This window comes from Streptomyces sp. NPDC057428 (assembly GCF_042803195.1).
Taxonomy (GTDB): domain Bacteria; phylum Actinomycetota; class Actinomycetes; order Streptomycetales; family Streptomycetaceae; genus Streptomyces.
The window spans coordinates 1-15,493 of sequence record NZ_JBHVCT010000056.1 but is presented as its reverse complement, the minus strand read 5'-3'; the positions used below and the strand labels follow the sequence as shown (position 1 = coordinate 15,493).

General features: G+C 71.7%; 19 protein-coding genes and 1 pseudogene. 6 read left to right on the top strand and 14 right to left on the bottom strand.

Annotated elements, in window-relative coordinates; translation table 11 throughout:
* Positions 1 to 17 precede the first annotated feature (17 nt).
* From ACFU5K_RS21225 to ACFU5K_RS21215, 3 genes are all read right to left on the bottom strand, one after another.
* Positions 18 to 479, bottom strand: a complete 462-nt coding sequence (locus tag ACFU5K_RS21225) for a GNAT family N-acetyltransferase (RefSeq protein ID WP_384063985.1) — start codon at positions 477 to 479, stop codon at positions 18 to 20.
* 251 nt (positions 480 to 730) lie between these two features.
* Positions 731 to 1,792, bottom strand: coding sequence for an aminotransferase class V-fold PLP-dependent enzyme (locus ACFU5K_RS21220; protein WP_384063916.1), 1,062 nt, complete (start codon positions 1,790 to 1,792; stop codon positions 731 to 733).
* A 69-nt stretch (positions 1,793 to 1,861) separates the two neighbouring features.
* Positions 1,862 to 2,590 (bottom strand): DsbA family oxidoreductase, encoded by a 729-nt coding sequence (locus tag ACFU5K_RS21215; protein ID WP_384063914.1) that lies wholly within the window; start codon positions 2,588 to 2,590, stop codon positions 1,862 to 1,864.
* A 170-nt stretch (positions 2,591 to 2,760) separates the two neighbouring features.
* On the opposite strand from ACFU5K_RS21215, the gene ACFU5K_RS21210 reads away from it, so the two are divergent.
* On the top strand, positions 2,761 to 3,234 hold the full coding sequence (locus ACFU5K_RS21210) for an NUDIX hydrolase (RefSeq protein WP_384063911.1): 474 nt from the start codon (positions 2,761 to 2,763) through the stop codon (positions 3,232 to 3,234).
* Between the two features lie 8 nt (positions 3,235 to 3,242).
* On the opposite strand, the gene ACFU5K_RS21205 is transcribed toward ACFU5K_RS21210, so the two are convergent.
* The gene (locus ACFU5K_RS21205) at positions 3,243 to 3,707 is read right to left on the bottom strand and encodes an ATP-binding protein (protein ID WP_384063908.1); all 465 of its coding nucleotides are present in this window, start codon (positions 3,705 to 3,707) and stop codon (positions 3,243 to 3,245) included.
* A 100-nt stretch (positions 3,708 to 3,807) separates the two neighbouring features.
* Here ACFU5K_RS21205 and ACFU5K_RS21200 point away from each other — a divergent pair, with 100 nt between their 5' ends.
* Both ACFU5K_RS21200 and ACFU5K_RS21195 read left to right on the top strand, forming a co-directional pair.
* Positions 3,808 to 4,668: a Scr1 family TA system antitoxin-like transcriptional regulator gene (locus ACFU5K_RS21200; protein WP_384063905.1), complete on the top strand. Its 861-nt coding sequence runs from the start codon at positions 3,808 to 3,810 to the stop codon at positions 4,666 to 4,668.
* The gene (locus ACFU5K_RS21195; RefSeq protein WP_384063902.1) at positions 4,665 to 4,874 is read left to right on the top strand and encodes a DUF397 domain-containing protein; all 210 of its coding nucleotides are present in this window, start codon (positions 4,665 to 4,667) and stop codon (positions 4,872 to 4,874) included. The genes ACFU5K_RS21200 and ACFU5K_RS21195 overlap by 4 nt, the downstream gene beginning before the upstream one ends.
* 81 nt (positions 4,875 to 4,955) lie before the next feature.
* Here ACFU5K_RS21195 and ACFU5K_RS21190 read toward each other — a convergent pair whose 3' ends face one another.
* The gene (locus ACFU5K_RS21190; protein WP_384063899.1) at positions 4,956 to 5,570 is read right to left on the bottom strand and encodes a DUF1349 domain-containing protein; all 615 of its coding nucleotides are present in this window, start codon (positions 5,568 to 5,570) and stop codon (positions 4,956 to 4,958) included.
* The gene (locus ACFU5K_RS21185; RefSeq protein WP_384063897.1) at positions 5,567 to 7,087 is read right to left on the bottom strand and encodes an aldehyde dehydrogenase (NADP(+)); all 1,521 of its coding nucleotides are present in this window, start codon (positions 7,085 to 7,087) and stop codon (positions 5,567 to 5,569) included. The genes ACFU5K_RS21190 and ACFU5K_RS21185 overlap by 4 nt, the downstream gene beginning before the upstream one ends.
* A 168-nt stretch (positions 7,088 to 7,255) precedes the next feature.
* Here ACFU5K_RS21185 and ACFU5K_RS21180 point away from each other — a divergent pair, with 168 nt between their 5' ends.
* The 3 genes from ACFU5K_RS21180 to ACFU5K_RS21170 all read left to right on the top strand — a co-directional run bounded on the left by ACFU5K_RS21180 (position 7,256) and on the right by ACFU5K_RS21170 (position 10,055).
* Positions 7,256 to 8,026 (top strand): IclR family transcriptional regulator, encoded by a 771-nt coding sequence (locus tag ACFU5K_RS21180; RefSeq protein ID WP_384063894.1) that lies wholly within the window; start codon positions 7,256 to 7,258, stop codon positions 8,024 to 8,026.
* Between the two features lie 4 nt (positions 8,027 to 8,030).
* A complete protein-coding gene (locus tag ACFU5K_RS21175) occupies positions 8,031 to 8,504 on the top strand; it encodes a GNAT family N-acetyltransferase (RefSeq protein ID WP_384063891.1) in 474 nt (157 codons plus the stop codon).
* 99 nt (positions 8,505 to 8,603) lie between these two features.
* The gene (locus ACFU5K_RS21170) at positions 8,604 to 10,055 is read left to right on the top strand and encodes a peptidoglycan D,D-transpeptidase FtsI family protein (protein ID WP_384063888.1); all 1,452 of its coding nucleotides are present in this window, start codon (positions 8,604 to 8,606) and stop codon (positions 10,053 to 10,055) included.
* A gap of 195 nt (positions 10,056 to 10,250) precedes the next feature.
* Here ACFU5K_RS21170 and ACFU5K_RS21165 read toward each other — a convergent pair whose 3' ends face one another.
* From ACFU5K_RS21165 to ACFU5K_RS21130, 8 genes and pseudogenes are all read right to left on the bottom strand, one after another.
* On the bottom strand, positions 10,251 to 10,661 hold the full coding sequence (locus ACFU5K_RS21165; RefSeq protein ID WP_189897941.1) for a type II toxin-antitoxin system VapC family toxin: 411 nt from the start codon (positions 10,659 to 10,661) through the stop codon (positions 10,251 to 10,253).
* A complete protein-coding gene (locus ACFU5K_RS21160) occupies positions 10,658 to 10,933 on the bottom strand; it encodes a hypothetical protein (RefSeq protein ID WP_384063884.1) in 276 nt (91 codons plus the stop codon). The genes ACFU5K_RS21165 and ACFU5K_RS21160 overlap by 4 nt, the downstream gene beginning before the upstream one ends.
* Before the next feature lie 304 nt (positions 10,934 to 11,237).
* Positions 11,238 to 11,459 carry a hypothetical protein gene (locus ACFU5K_RS21155; RefSeq protein ID WP_384063993.1) on the bottom strand — a complete coding sequence of 74 codons (222 nt, stop codon included), beginning with the start codon at positions 11,457 to 11,459 and terminating at the stop codon, positions 11,238 to 11,240.
* A gap of 439 nt (positions 11,460 to 11,898) precedes the next feature.
* A complete protein-coding gene (locus ACFU5K_RS21150; RefSeq protein ID WP_384063982.1) occupies positions 11,899 to 12,030 on the bottom strand; it encodes a Hint domain-containing homing endonuclease in 132 nt (43 codons plus the stop codon).
* A gap of 99 nt (positions 12,031 to 12,129) precedes the next feature.
* A complete protein-coding gene (locus ACFU5K_RS21145) occupies positions 12,130 to 12,273 on the bottom strand; it encodes a hypothetical protein (protein WP_384063990.1) in 144 nt (47 codons plus the stop codon).
* Between the two features lie 27 nt (positions 12,274 to 12,300).
* Positions 12,301 to 12,794: pseudogene (locus ACFU5K_RS21140) on the bottom strand (dihydrodipicolinate synthase family protein); the annotation flags it as partial.
* Between the two features lie 283 nt (positions 12,795 to 13,077).
* Positions 13,078 to 14,262 (bottom strand): hypothetical protein, encoded by a 1,185-nt coding sequence (locus ACFU5K_RS21135; protein ID WP_384063882.1) that lies wholly within the window; start codon positions 14,260 to 14,262, stop codon positions 13,078 to 13,080.
* Positions 14,259 to 15,218 (bottom strand): 5-dehydro-4-deoxyglucarate dehydratase, encoded by a 960-nt coding sequence (locus tag ACFU5K_RS21130; RefSeq protein ID WP_384063879.1) that lies wholly within the window; start codon positions 15,216 to 15,218, stop codon positions 14,259 to 14,261. Before ACFU5K_RS21130 ends, ACFU5K_RS21135 begins: the two co-directional genes overlap by 4 nt.
* Positions 15,219 to 15,493 lie beyond the last annotated feature (275 nt).

The window sequence follows — 15,493 nt, the reverse complement described above, 5'->3', positions numbered from 1 at the left end:
CCGCACGCCGGGCCGTCTCAGCGGACCCGCCGGGCCAGCACCTGCCCCGGCCATGTCCCGGACAGGAAGGTGTCGGTGGGCGCGAAGCCGTTGCGTTCGTAGTACGCGACCAGTTCGCCTCCCCCGCCCGCCCAGCAGTCGACCCGCAGCAGGCCGACAGCCGCCCGCCGGGTCTCCTCCACGGCGTGGGCCAGCAGGGCCGCCCCGGTCCCCAGACCCACGTGCCGCCGGTCGGTGACCAGCAGGCGTACGTACCGCTCCGGCTCCCCGGCCGCCGCGATCGGCATCTGCGGGCTCGGCCCGGAGTCCAGCACCAGGGCCCCGGCGGGTACGCCGTCGAGTTCGGCGACGTACGGCGAGTTCACCGTGGTGTAGCGCTGGACGCGCTCGGTGCCGCCGGGTATCCGCGAATACGGGGTCGTGCCCCACTGTTCGGTGTTGCCGCGGGCGTTCATCCAGGCCACCGCGGAGTCGAGCATGTCCAGGATGGCCGGCGCGTCCGCCGGGCCGCCCGGCCTGATCCGTATGCCGTGCGCCGTACGGTCCGTCGAGCCTCGGGCCGCGCCCCGCGTCGTGTCGTCGTCCACGGCGGCAGTCTGCCACGCGGGCCGTTGGGACTTCCGGGCCGCGGTGTCCGGTTCCTGGGGCCCGGGCGGGTGCCGGCGCGAGGTGGGTGACCGGCGTGCGCCACCGGCCCGAGACCCGGCGAGAGCCCGGTGCGGCCGCCGGCTCAGCCGGAGAGCACGTCCAGCGCTCGGTCGACGTCGGCCTCGGTGTTGTAGAGGTGGAAGGAAGCCCGCAGATTCCCCGCCCGGGCGGAGATCACGACCCCCGCAGTGGCCAGTTCCGGTTCGCGGTCGCCCAGACCGGGCACCGCGACGACGGCGGAGTCGCCGGGCACCGCCTCGTGTCCGATCGACGCCAGCCCTTCGCGGAACCTGGCGGCCATCCCGGTCGCACGGGTATACAGGGCGTCCGCCCCGATCTCGTGCAGCAGGCCAAGCGACTGCTCGGCTCCGTGGTAGGCGAAGAACGCCACCGCGGAGTCGAAGCGCCGCGCGTCGACGGCGAGTTGCCCGACCGGGCCGTACGTACTGTTCCAGCGGTCCTCGGCGGCGACCCAGCCCGCGTAGAGCGACGGGAGGGCCGGCTGCGCCTCCTCGGTCACGGTCAGGAACGACGTGCCCCGTGGGCACAGCAGGAACTTGAAGCCGCCGGTGACGGTGTAGTCCCAGGCCCCCGCGTCCAGCGGAAGCCAGCCCGCCGACTGGCTCGCGTCGAGGAGCGTCCGGGCCCCGTGCGCGGTGGCGGCCGCGCGGACCGCGTCCAGGTCGGCGATCCGGCCGTCGGCGGACTGGACGCAGGAGAAGGCGACGACCGCGGTACCGGGGCGGACGGCATCGGCCAGCTCATCCAGCGGGACGTACCTCATCTTCAGATCGCCGCGCACCGCGAACGGACTCACGACGGAACTGAACTCCCCTTCTGGGGCCAGGACTTCCGCGCCGGAGGGCAGCGAAGCCGCGACGATGCCCACGTGGGCGGCGACGGAGCCGCCGACGGCGACCCGGTCCGGTCCGACGCCGGCGAGCCGGGCGAAACCGGACCTGGCCGCGTCCACCGCCTCGAAACTGCCCGCACCGGCCGGACGGCCCGCCGCGTTGTCCTCGGCCAGCGCCTTGACGGCCTGGACGGCCCGGCGGGGCAGGATCCCGCAGCTGGAGGTATTGAGATAGGTCGTCTCAGGGGCGAACTCGGCGGCTGTGACCTGGTCGATCGCGGGAGTCTTCATGCCTCCAGCCTGACCGCCGCCCAATCCGGCGTCAATCAAGCCGTGTTGAGCGGCGGTTCCAAGAAGTACTTATACCTGGGCGCCGCTCGCGGGGACCTCGCAGGCCCCGTCCGTGTCACAGACGGCGCCGTCCTCGCCGAGCGGGATGAGAGCGCTGACCTCGCGGTCCTTCCACGCCTGCTCCAGCGCCTGCACGAAGACCTCGGACGGCTGGCCGCCGGAGATCCCGTAACGCCGGTCGAACACGAAGAAGGGCACAGCGTCGGCGCCGAACTCGGCCGCCTCACGCTCGTCCGCCCGCACATCGTCCGCGTACGCCTCGGGGTCGGCCAGCACCGCGCGCGCCTCGTCGGCGTCGAGGCCCGCCTCGACGGCCAGGTCGGCCAGCACCGTGTCGTCGAAGACCGAGCGCTCCTCGGCGAAGTTCGCCCGGTAGGCCAGGCTCAGCAGCTCGTCCTGGCGCCCGCGGGCCTTGGCGAGGTGCAGGAGCCGGTGGATGTCGAAGGTGTTGCCGGTGTCGCGCCCCTCGCTGCGGTAGCCGAGCCCTTCTGCCTGCGCGTTCGCCGCGACGTTGGCCTCCATGCCCCGGGCCTCCTCGGGGGTGCGCCCGTACTTCTTCGCCAGCATGTCGATCACCTTCTCGGTGTCACCCTTGGCGCGGCCGGGGTCGAGCTCGAAGGAGCGGTGGACCACCTCGACCTCGTCACGGTGGGCGAACCCCGCCAGGCCCTTCTCGAAGCGGGCCTTGCCTATGTAGCACCAGGGACAGGCGATGTCGCCCCAGATCTCGACGCGCATGACTCTTCTACTCTCAGCTCTGCGGTATCCGTGCGGAGGGGGCCTCCGTCGCCGCTTCAACGTACGGCCCGGCCTGCTGATTCCCCGTGCGCGGGCCCGTGACCGGCGGGTCTCTCCGAACGGTGGGGCGATGGGGCCGGAACGGTCGGGCGGGCGCGTAGCCTCCCGGAATGGACCTGCGACTGGCGGCGTACGCCGTGTGCATCGAAGACGGACAAGTGCTCCTCTCGCAGTCCGTGCAGCCGGACGGCCTGAGGACGTGGACCCTGCCCGGCGGGCGGGTCGAGCACGCGGAGGATCCGTTCGACACGGTGATCCGCGAGGTGGCCGAGGAGACAGGCCTGGATACTGTGGTGGAACGCCTGCTGGGGGTCGACTCCCGGGTGGTCCCCGCCGCCGAGCGGCACGTGTCCGGCCGCCCCGGACTCCAGAACATCGGCATCTTCTACCAGGTCCGCGTCACAGGCGGCCGGCTACGTCCGGAGCCCGGCGGTGCGACAGTGGAGCCCGCCTGGACCCCCGTGGTCGACGTCTCCCGCCTCGGCCGCTCCTCACTGGTCGACATCGGCCTCGCACTGGCCCGCGCCGTCCCCGCGACCGGCCATGTCGCCGCCGTCCCGGTCGGTGGCCTGGTCCGGCACTGAGCCCCGCCTCACCCGCCCGCCAGCCGTTCGGGGCCGCGTCCCGGTGCCTCCCGCGACATCTCGGCCCACACGGTCTTCCCGGACGGCGGGAAAGGCCGTACGCCCCAGTCCGCCGCGAGTGCGTCCACGACCACCATTCCGAGACCACTCGCGGAACGGACGGGGAGGCGCTCCCCGCGCGGGTCGGTGACCTCGATCCTGAGCCCAGCGCCCGGCAGCCGCACGAGCGTCAGCCGGAAGCCCCGCCCTTCCAGGCGCCCGTGCCGTACGGCGTTGGATGCCAGCTCCGCGACCACGAGAGCGGCGGCGTGGGTGGAGTCGCCGTCACGGAACCACCCCCAGGCGACGAGCTGCTCCACCGTCAGCAGGCGCCCGAGCCGGGCACCTCGCCGGGTGGCGCTGAGCAGCTGCGTGAACTGCGGGGCCTTAACCACTGCCTGTTGCATACCGAGGTGTACGGATTCGCTCTTCACGCCACTCAGCGTGGCCCCGTGACCGTACGCTTACCGGGGGTGATCGCGGTACGTGACGAGCGTGTACCGGTACCCACGGCGGCGGGTACCGGAGGTACCGGTGGTTCTGGAGAGCGCGGTCCGCGACGACGACGGATCGGACGAAGCGGCGTCGGACCTGTTCCGGGTGGTCGGCAGCCAGATCCGGCTGCTCAGGGAGCGGGCGGACCTCACCCAGCGGGAGCTGGGCGAGCGGCTGGGATACAGCGAGGATCTCATCCGCTCCCTGGAGCGAGGCCGGCGCACGGCGCAGCCGGAGTTCCTGGACGCGGCGGACGAGTTACTGGGGGCGGGCGGGCTGCTGCGCGCGGCGAAGGAGGACGTGACGCGGGCGAAGGCCCGGGCGCGGGTGAAGCATCCGGCGTGGTTCCGGGACTACGCGCGGCTGGAGGCGGATGCGGTGGAGGTCCATGAATACGGCAGCCATGTCGTGCCTGGCCTGCTGCAGACGGAGGAGCACGCGCGTGCCCTGTTCGCGATGCGCAAGCCGCTCCTGGATGAGGAGACGATCGGCCTCAGGGTCACAGCGCGACTGGGGCGGCAGGAGCTGCTGACCCGCTGGCCCGCACCGATTCTGACGTGCATCATCGAGGAATCGGTGCTGCGCAGGCCCATCGGTGGCGCTGCGGTGCACCGGGGGCAACTGGAAAAGCTTCTTGAACTCGGGCGGTTGCGCAGTCTGGAACTTCAGGTCATGCCCACCGTGATCGACGAACACGCGGGTCTGGGCGGCCCCTTCATCCTCCTGACGCCCAAGGGCCGCACGCAGGTGGCCTATCTGGAGGTCCAGAACGTCAGCAGGCTGGTCACCGATCCGGACGAAGTCCGTATCCTGGCGGCACGCTACGGCAGCATCAGGGCGCAGGCGCTCAACCCGCCCGACTCCCTGACTGCCATCGAGGAGTTGCTGGGAGCGGCATGAGTATGGATGGCTCTGCGGACACGGCGACGCCCCTCGTCTGGGTCAGGAGCACCCACAGCTCCAACGAGGGTGGTGCGTGCGTCGAGGTCGCCACCACCCCGCACTCCATCCTCATCCGCGACTCCAAGGACGTCACCCGCCCCCACCTGATCGTCTCCCCGGCCCGCTGGGCGCACTTCGTGCGGTACGCGGCCGGGGCGGGGTGACCGCCTGTGGCTGAGCGACGCAGGGGCCCGGGTCCTCTCGGACTCCGGGCCCCTGAGCGTGCCGATCCCGCGTACCGCAGGTCAGCTGCCGTCGCGCCGGTCGGCGGGGCCGGTGGGCAGGTAGGCGATCCGGTCGAACGACACCGCGCAGCCGTCACCCGTGGGCGACTGGGCGAGGAAGCCGATGCGGGCCGCGGCGCGCTCCTGCTCCGCCCCCAGGGTGAAGACGCGGACGAAGGTCCAGCGTTCGCCGTCCTCGGAGGCGTGGAAGGCGAACGCGCCGCCGGTGCGGCTGAGCCGCAGCCAGTGCGTGTCCCCGTCCACGACGGTGGAGTTGACGTCGTCGGACTGACCACGGGTGACCACGGTGCAGACCGTGGGGCGCTCCGGTGAGAGTTCGAGGCAGAGCTTCGCCCAGTCCCGCTCGCCGACGTGGAGGTAGAGCACGCCCGCGTCGAACGCCGCGGCGAAGCCGACGCGCACCCGGGCGATCAGCTGGAAGTCACCCTCCGGCACCGCGCCCAGCAGGCGCGGCGCGTCGGAGGCGGGCTCCAGAGTTTCGCCACCCGGCGGGACGAAACGGTCCTGCTTCGCGCCGGCGGAGCCGCTCAGCACGCCGTTCTCGTAGATCCAGCCGCCGTCGGGGCCGTAGGGCTCCAGACCGAAGGGCAGTTCGGGGATCTCGACGGTGGTCATGCGCTCCGCCCGTCCACCCGGCGCGGCAGCCCCAGCGGGTTGTCCTCGCGCAGCTCCGGGGGCAGCAGGGCCTCGGGCGTCGTCTGGTAGCTGACCGGGCGCAGCCAGCGCTCGATCGCGGTGGCGCCCACCGAGGTGGAGGTGGACGTGGTGGCCGGATAGGGGCCGCCGTGGTGCTGGGCGGGGGCGACGGCGACGCCCGTCGGCCAGCCGTTGACCAGGACGCGCCCGGCCAGTGGGGTGAGCTCGGCCAGCAGTGCGGCCGCGCTCCCGTCGGCCTCCTCCGTGGCGATGTGGAGGGTGGCCGTGAGGTTGCCCGGCAGGCGGGAGAGCACGGAGGTGATCTCGTCGGCCGAGTCGTAACGCGCGACGACCGTGACGGGGCCGAAGCACTCCTCCAGCAGCGCGTCGTGCGGGCCCTCCTGGGCGAGCCGCTGCGCCGGGACGGTGAGGAAGCCCGGGGAGACGGTGTGTTCGCCGCCCGCGCCCGGGGTGACCGGGGCCTCGACGTCCGGGAGGGCGGCCCGCTCGGCCACACCGTGGACGAAGGCGTCGCGCATCCGGTGGTCGAGCATGACCCCGGCGCCGGTGGAGCTGACCGTCTCGGTCAGGGACTTGAGCAGCTGGTCGCCCGCCGCTCCGGACGGTGCGAACACGAATCCGGGCTTGGTGCAGAACTGCCCCGCGCCCATGGTCATCGAGCCGCCGAGGCCGGCACCGATCTGCTCCGCGCGCTCGGCGGCGGCGGCCTCGGTGACGACGACGGGGTTGAGGGAGCCGAGCTCACCGTGGAAGGGGATCGGGGCGGGGCGGGCGGCGGCCGCGTCGAAGAGGGCCCGGCCGCCGCGGATCGAGCCGGTGAAGCCGGCGGCGGAGACGAGCGGGTGCTTGACCAGCTCGACGCCCGCGTCGAAGCCGTGCACCACGGTCAGGACGTCCTCGGGCAGGCCGTGGCGTGCCGCCGCCCTGCGCAGGATCGACGCGCAGAGCTCGGAGGTGGCCGGGTGGTCGGGGTGTGCCTTGACGACGACCGGGCAGCCCGCGGCGAGCGCGCTCGCGGTGTCGCCGCCGGGGACGGAGAAGGCGAGCGGGAAGTTGCTGGCCGCGTAGACGGCGACGACGCCGAGCGGGATCTTGTAGCGGCGCAGGTCCGGCCAGGGCGGGGTCCTGCTGCCGTCCTCGTGGTCGATGTGGATGTCGAGGAAGGCGCCTTCTTCGACGACCTCCGCGAAGGCTCGCAACTGCGCCGCCGTGCGGGCGAGTTCGCCGGTCAGCCGGGCCGGCCCGAGCGCGGTCTCCGCGTCGGCGGCCTCGACGACGTGCTCCTGGGCCTCCGCGAGGAGATCCGCTGCGGTGCGCAGGAAGGCGGCGCGCACGGTGCGGTCGGCCAGCGTGCCGCGCACGGCGTGCGCCGCCCGGACGGCACGGTCGACCTCCTCCGCTGTAGCCTCCACCGCGACCTGCTCGCGCGGGTTCCCCGTACGGGGGTCGACGCTCCAGACTGGTGCTGCTGCCACCGTGTTTCCTTCCGGTCCACTGCCACACGAGGGAAGTTGTTCGGTATTCTGAACAGCGTTCCTGATCGTGAATACACGGGAACTCTATTTCCGGGTCTTCGGTGTTGGCAAGAAGTCGCAGGGTCGTACAAGCGAGGCCGTACAGGACGGCTGGAAGGGGCATGAGGCATGTCGGTTGCCGAGTCTGGTGGAGCACAGGTCAAGTCCGCTGTTCGGACGGTGGAGCTCCTCGAATACTTCGCGGGGCGCCCCGGTATGCACTCGCTGGCCGCCGTGCAGGAGGCCGTGGGCTACCCCAAGTCCAGCCTCTACATGCTCCTGCGCACGCTCGTGGAGCTCGGCTGGGTGGAGACAGACGCGACGGGCACGCGCTACGGCATCGGCGTGCGCGCCCTGCTCGTGGGGACGTCGTACATCGACGGCGACGAGGTCGTCGCCTCCGCCCGCCCCACCCTGGACCGGCTCTCGGACGACACCACGGAGACCATCCACCTGGCACGGCTGGACGGCACGAACGTGGTCTACCTCGCCACCCGGCAGTCCCAGCACTACCTACGCCCCTTCACCCGCGTCGGCCGCCGGCTGCCCGCCCACTCCACCTCGCTCGGCAAGGCCCTGCTGGCCACCCACAGCGACGAGCAGGTCCGCAAGATGCTCCCCGAGACGCTGCCGGCCCTGACCGAGCACACCCTCACCGACCGCGAGAAGCTGATCGAGGAGCTGCACGTCGTCCGCGAGCAGGGCTACGCGGTGGACCGCGAGGAGAACACCCTCGGACTGCGCTGCTTCGGCGTCGCGATCCCCTACCGCACACCCGCACGCGACGCGATCAGCTGCTCGGTGCCGGTCGCCAGGCTCACGCCCGCCCACGAGCAGATGGTCAAGGACGCCCTCTTCGACGCCCGCGACCGGCTCACCCTCGCCACCCGGAGGCTCTGACGACATGCATGTCACCCTGCGCGAGGTGCGGGACGGCGATCTGCCCCTGTTCTTCGAGTTCACGAGCGACCCCGAGGCGGTCCGCATGGCCGCCTTCACCAGTGCCGACCCGTCGGACCGGGCGATGTTCAACGCCCACTGGCAGCGCATCCGATCCGCCGACACCGTGACCATCCGCACCGTGCTCGCCGACGGAGCGGTCGTGGGCAGCGCCGGCGTGTACGGACCGCCGGACGAGCGCGAGGTCACCTTCTGGATCGACCGGGCGCACTGGGGCCGCGGGCTGGCGACCGCCGCGCTGCGGGCGCTGCTCGACCTCGTACCGGAGCGACCGCTGCACGCGCGGGCCGCGGCCGACAACGCCGGTTCGCTGCGGGTCCTGCAGAAGTGCGGGTTCGCCGTGACCGGTACGGACCGGGGATACGCCGAAGCCAGGGGCGAGGAGACCGACGAGGCGATCCTGCGGCTCGACGCCTGAGCGGAGGCCCCTGCGGGGTCCTGGGACCGAACGTGAAAAAGCGGTGAGAAGGGACACGAACGGGAACGGCCCCGACGGCCTCGTTCGTCCCTCATCGGGATGAACAAGACGATCAGGCGCGCTTCGGTCTTCTGCCTGCTCATGGTTCTCGCACTGCTGGTGCGCGCGACCTGGGTGCAGGGATACGAGGCCAAGGCGCTCGCAGACGACGAACACAACCGGCGGAACACGATCGCGCGGTACGCGCAGCCGCTCGGCGACATCATCGTGGCCGGTTCTCCGGTCACCGGTTCGAAGGAGACCAGCGGCGGCGACCTCCGCTACAAGCGCACCTACGACGAGGGTGAGCTGTACGCGTCGGTCACCGGCTACAGCTCGCAGACGTACGGCGCGACCCAACTGGAGGGCATCTACAGCCATGTGCTCGACGGCACCGACGACCGGCTCAAGAATCCCACCGATCTGATCACCGGGAAGCGGACGGCCCCGGGTGACGTGCTGACCACCATCGACCCCGGCGTGCAGAAGGCCGCAGCCGAAGCGCTGGGCGACGACCGGGGGGCTGCCGTCGCGATGGACCCGGAGTCCGGCCGGATCCTCGGGATGGTCTCCTCACCGTCGTACGACCCCTCCGACATCAGCGGCACTTCGGACGGCGACGCCTGGCAGAAGCTGCTGGACGCCGACGACAAGCCGCTGGTCAACCGGGCACTGCGGCAACCGCTGGCCCCCGGCTCGACGTTCAAGCTGGTGGTGGCCTCGGCGGCGCTGGAGAACGGCCTGTACGACTCGGTGGACCAGCCGACGGACAGCCCGAACCCGTACACCCTGCCGGGCACGTCCACGGTCCTGAAGAACGAGAGCGCCTCCGCCCCCTGCGAGAACGCGACGCTGCGGACGGCTCTCCAGTACTCCTGCAACAACGTCTTCGCGAAGGCTGCGGCCGACCTCGGCCAGGACAAGGTCAAGGCGATGGCGGACGCCTTCGGCTTCGACACCGAGAAGCTGGACGTGCCGGTGCGGGCGGCGCAGAGCGTGTACCCGACCGGCATGGACAAGGCGCAGACGGCACTGACCGGCATCGGCCAGTTCGAGGTGACCGCGACCCCCATGCAGATGGCCATGGTCTCGGCGGCCCTCGCCAACGGCGGCGAGCTGGCCGCGCCGCACATGGTCTCCAAGGTGACGGACGCCGACGGTTCCACCCTGGAGGACTTCGCCGACGGCGACACCGAGCGGGTCGTGAAGGCGTCCACGGCCGAACAGCTCCGCAGCGCCATGGTCACCGTCGTGGAGAAGGGCACCGGCACCAACGCGCGGATCCCCGGCGCCGAGGTGGGGGGCAAGACGGGAACCGCGCAGAACGGCGTGGACAACAGCAACACCCCGTACGCCTGGTTCACCTCGTACGCGAAGGACCGTTCCACCGGCAAGCAGGTCGCCGTGGCGGTGGTCGTGGAGGACTCGGGTTCGGCCCGCTCGGAGGTCAGCGGCAACGGTCTGGCCGCGCCGATCGCCCAGAAGATGATGAAGGCGGCCCTGAAGGACTGACTCGGGCATTGTCCCCCGCCGGAGGACATGCTTGTCGTAGTGCGCGTCCGCGCTGGCGTCGCTATACGCTTCCCAATTGCAATTGGGAACGAGTACCGGCGTAGCGCCCGCCAGCACACCAGTACGTGTGCTACGCCTGGTGTCCGCGCTTGTTGCCGTCAGTACTGCCGTCAGCGGTATAGACCGCGGATCGAGCTACGGCAGGAGTGTCAGCGCGGGGACGTGGGCGGGCTTGACGACGCTGAAGTGCCGCCGGTCGAGGGTGGCTACTCGGTCCACGCCGAAGCGCTCGGCCACCGCGATGACCGAGGCGTCGACCCCGCCGAGCGGGAAGTCGGCGTACTGGAGGACCAGCTCACCCATGCGCGTCAGGTCGGTGGGAGTGAGGTGGACCAGCTCGAATGTTCCCCGTGCGACCTCGGCGAGGAACGCCGCTTCGACCTGGGGCCAGCGCTCCAGGAGCCAGCAGACCTCGGTCATGACCGGGCTGGGCAGCAGACGGCGGCCGGTCAGCGACGTCAGCAGGGAGGCGCACTCCGGGTGGCGCCGGTCGGCCGCGTTGAATGCCGCAGCCAGGGGTCCGGTGTCCAGGACCGTGGCGATCACGCCGAGTCGCCGAAGCGCTTGCGCATCCGCTCGCGGATGTAGTCGTCGTGCCGTTCAGCCAGATCCTCTGGGCCGTTCACGCTGCCGATCAGGGCCAGCAGCCCGGCCGGGACCGACTCCTCGTCCTCGTTCGCGTCGACCGCCGGTAGTGACTGGGCGACCTGGGACAGTTCCTCGTCTTGGGTGACGAGCAGGCGCAGGCGTCGCACCTGGGTCGGGGTGAGCCGGTCCACCAGGTGGTGCATGTCCTCGTAGTCGTATGCAGCGGTCACGCCAGCAGTGTAGGACGACCCTGCGGCCTGGGGCAGCTGGATCGGCAGAGGTTCACCCCCGCTGGCGTGGTGCCGGCCAGCGCCCTCGGTGAGCCTGCGCGACGCACGTGAAGGGTCGGCCCCCTGGTCGACCCTTGCCTGCGATCCGGCCGTAGGACGGTCGTAGGCGATAGCTTGGTGCCTCCAGTTGCGCCTGATCATGGGAGTAAACGGCGGGGCTTGTCGGCGACGGCGGCCAGTCTTGGCGGGCGGACCCGCCTTGAACCTCGTAGAGAAAATCTGAACGCACACCTGGGCTGCCGGGTCAGCGGGCGGGCTCGCCGGTGCCTGCTTCCAGGACCTCGACGCGAGCGCGGAGGTCGGCCAGCTCCTGCCGGGCCACCGCCGTGCCCACCTCGCTGCCGCCCGGTGAGGCGTAAGGCAGCAGCGTGCACCGCAGGAACGCCGCCCAGTCGCCGCCCCGGACGTCCCCGTACGAGGCGCCCCGTTCCCCTGTGAGCCGGACCCTTCGGCCTGCCCACGCCACCCCGAGCCGTACCGCATCCGCGCTCCTGCCGAAAGGCCCCGTCCCGCATGCCCGCACAGCTCCAACTCCCGTACTCCGCAACCGTTCCAGCCGCTTCGCGTCCGTCGCCAGCGTTCACAACCCCGACCTGCCCAGCGGACGTCACCGCCTCGGCGGCAGGACGTTCGACGCTGGAGCGCCGCGCCAGGCTCACCGGGCATCGCACCAGCGTCGACAGCGCAACGGGCGAGGTCCTCGACCGCCCGGCCTCCTGCCCGAACTCGAACACCTTGCCGACCTCCTGGCCGCGATTCGGCGGACCGACCCGAGCAACCGACCCGAACCCGACGCTCGAAGCGCTCCGGCGACCGCGCCGGTCACCCGGCCGGTCACTGCACTGACCGGCTGACCAGTGCAGTCCGGACGGGGGCCGTCGCGTGACCTTGCGGGCTACGGTCTTTCACGTCTCCGGATCCGTGGCAAGGACCTCATCACCGATGTCGACGTCCTCGATGGCTTTGGAGGTGCCGTCGGCCATCAGGACCCGTGTTCCGGGGGTGAAACTGTCGGCGACCTTGCAGGAACCGCCCAGTGCCCGGGCCAGCTTCGAGTTGCTGTACCAGTCCTTGAGCCCGCTGATCAGCTTGTCGCCGAGGCCCCAAAGCCTCTTGACGAGAGAGGCGCCCTTCTTTCACCTGAGGGCGTACTTGCTGAGCATCTTGCCGGCCAGACCGCCGACGAGACTCGACGCGACGTTGAGTGCCGTCGCACCGCAGGAGCCCAGGGCGCCCGTCGTGAAGCAGGTCCGGATCTGTCGAGCTGGCTTTACGGCCACGCTGGTCGTACGTGTACGACCAGCGGCGTACTTGACGCCGATGACGTTGGGGCAGCTGTCGGCGAGTTCGGCGAGCCGTTCACCGGCGAGCAGCGGGTTGCGGATGTACGGCACGACCCCGAGTTCCGGCACGGCCTCGGCCGGTGGTAGTCGACCCCGCCGTCCTGCGAGACGTACGGGTGCACCGGCTGATGCTCCATCACCATCTGCGCCCCGGTGTCCCTGGCGTGCTCGGCGGCGGCGACGGCCGGAGGCACGTCGTGGCCGACGCCCACCAGCACGGTGGCGCGCCCGCTCGCCTCCTCGATGGTGAGCTCGGTGACAGTGCGCCGCTCGTCAGGGGTGAGCGCGTGGAACTCACCGGTGTTGCCGTTCGGCGTGACGACGCGGACGCCGCCGTCGAGAAGCCGTCGCGGCAGCGCGCGGTGTGCCGGGACGTCGATGGTCCCGTCCTCGGTGAACGGGGTCACCGGGATCGCCACAACGTCTGCGAAGGCCGATTTCAGCGGGGAGAGGTCCATGCGGACCGGCCTTTCGTCGAGGTGCTGGTGTGTCAGGTCCAGCCGGTCCTTCACGCCGCGTCACCCCCGTCTTCGTCGTCGGGGAATGGTCGCACCCTTGTACCGGCTCATGACGACGAGTCCCGTACCGTCGAGCGTCTTGAGCGCCTCGCGCACGGGAGTCAGAGTTCCCTGCGGGCCCTTCACGGCGGGCTTCCGGACGCCCCGTGGACACGGGAACGGCGCGGCGCGGGTCCCCGGTCGCTCGGCGGGTCCCGCGCCCGATGGCGGGCTGTCCGGGCGATCAGCCGCCGCGAACCGCGGACAAGGCGCCTGTGACGGCCTCCAGGTCCGGGCCGGAGGCCAGGCCCGCGTGGTAGAGCCGCAGTTCGGTCGCGCCGAGCGAGGCCGCGTGGGCGGCGTCGGCCGCCAGCGTGCCGGGGCTGCCGCCCATGCCCGTGACCACGTTGAAGTTCGCGGCCAGCACTCCGGACAGTCCCGTGAAGGGGGCCAGGACCGCTTCGCGGGCCGCGTCGCCGCCGGTGCAGGGCAGCACGACGCCGTCCGCCGTGGAGAGGATGTGCGAGGGCTCCGTGCCGGCGTTGGCGCCCGTGCGGTACGGCGCCGGATCGGCGTGCAGCAGGACCTGGAAGCCGGGTCCGGGCGCGGCGCTTCGCACCGCTGCCACGACGGCCTCCTGGAGACTCCGGGCGGCGTGCCCGCGCCACCGCAGGGTGGCGTCGGCGAGGGCGGGGCCGAGCAGCTTCTCGACCGCCGTCCATCCGGACCCGTCGGCCCCCGGGCCGGCCCAGACCGGTTCCATGGCCCGTCGCACCGCGGCCCGCAGCTCGTCGGCGTCCAGCCCGGCGGAGCCGTAACCGGTCCGGCAGTCGGTGCAGAAGCAGAGGGACATCAGGTACTGCGCGGCGTCCCCGAGAGCGACCCCGGTGGTCTTGTCGTGGGCGTGCAGGTGCGCGAAGCCGTACCAGCCGCAGGACTCGAGTTCGGTGCCCGCCGTCCCGGGGCGTACGGCGGCCTCCGCCGCCAGCTCCACCAGGTAGTCGCGGACGGCCGGCCGGGCGATGCAGGGGGCCCAGGGGTAACGGTCCCCGTAGGCGTTGACGACCGAGGTGTCGGGGTGCTCGGCCCCCAGCCGCGAGTTGTGGGCGAGGACCACCCAGGAGTGCACCTGGAGCCCGGCGTCCGTCAGGGCTTCGGCCGCCTCGGCGTACGGGTCGTCACCCGGCACCCAGGACTGCGGGAACGGGCGCAGTTCGCGCCCCGCCCAGCGGGCCGTGTCGGGCCGGTAGAGCACCGCCGCGTGTTCGGCCGTGACGATCCTCCGCCCGGGATGCCGCGGCGTCAGGGCCCTGGTGGAGTGGTAGGCCGAGGCGAGAGTCACCTGCTCGACGCCGAGCCCGGCCAGCCGGGCTCCGGCGCGCGGATCCCCGACGACGTCCCAGGGGTAGACGAAGGCGGAGGCCCTCACTTCGCCTCCCGTGCCGAGTACTTCTCCAGCAGGGCGCGGCCGTTCGCGATGATCGCGCCCAGCTCCCCGACGTGGGCGGCCGGGGGTTCGGTGAGCGGGGTACGCACAGGCCCGACGTCCAGGCCCTCCAGCCGGACGCCGGCCTTCACGAGGGACACCGCGTAACCGTGGCCTTTGGCCCGCAGTTCGACCAGCGGCCGGTAGAAGTGGTCGAGGAGTCCGTCGGCCAGGTCGTCGTCCCCCGATTCCAGCGCCCGGTAGAAGGCGAGTGCGATGTCCGGGGCGAAGGCGAAGACGGCGGAGGAGTAGAGGGTGACGCCGATACCCCGATAGGCGAGCCCGGTCAGCTCCGCGGTGGGCAGCCCGTTGAAGTACAGGAAGTCCTCGCCCGGCAGCCCCGTGCGTACGGCGCTGACGATGCGCTGCATCAGGTCCAGGTCGCCGCAGCCGTCCTTGAGGCCGATGATCCCGGGGATCCGGGCCAGGGCGACGACGGTCTCCGGGGTGAAGACGGCGTTGTCCCGCTGGTAGACGATCGTCTCCAGGGAGGTGGCGGCCGCGAGCGCGGCGTAGTGGGCCAGCAGTCCCTCCTGACCGGCGACGACGAGGTAGGGGGGCATGGCCAGGAGCCCGTCCGCGCCCGCCTCCTCGGCGAGCTTCGCGTAGCGGACCCCGAGCGCCGTCCCGTAGCCGGCCCCCGCGACGACGGGCACCTGCCCAGCGGTCTCCTCGACGGCCGCGGCGACGACGAGCTGGAACTCCTCGGGGGTCAGCGCGTGGAACTCGCCCGTACCGCAGCAGGCGAAGACGGCCGCCGCTCCGGCATCGACGCCCTTGCGCACGTGCGCACGGAAGACGTCGAGGTCGACGGAGCCGTCCGGCCCGTACGCGGTGACGGGGAAGAAGAGCGGCCCGGCGGCGTCGGTGAGCCGGGCGGCGAGGGGGGCTGAGGTCACGGGCGCTCCCTGAGCAGATTCAGGCGTGCACAACTATGATCGATGTCCATATTTCTGAACGCCGCCACGCTAAGGCAGCCTCGCGGCGCAGGTCAAGACAGGAACACCCAACCCCAGGGCGAACCGGCGGAGTCGGCGCGACACTTGACGCGATCGGCCGAAACTTCTTAGCGTGTCCACGCATGTGAATGTCGTCCACGGATCAGATACGTCGAGCGGTTGCGTCATGCCGCGTGCCACGGCGTGTCGTGCTGCCCGTACGCCCGGCAGCACGG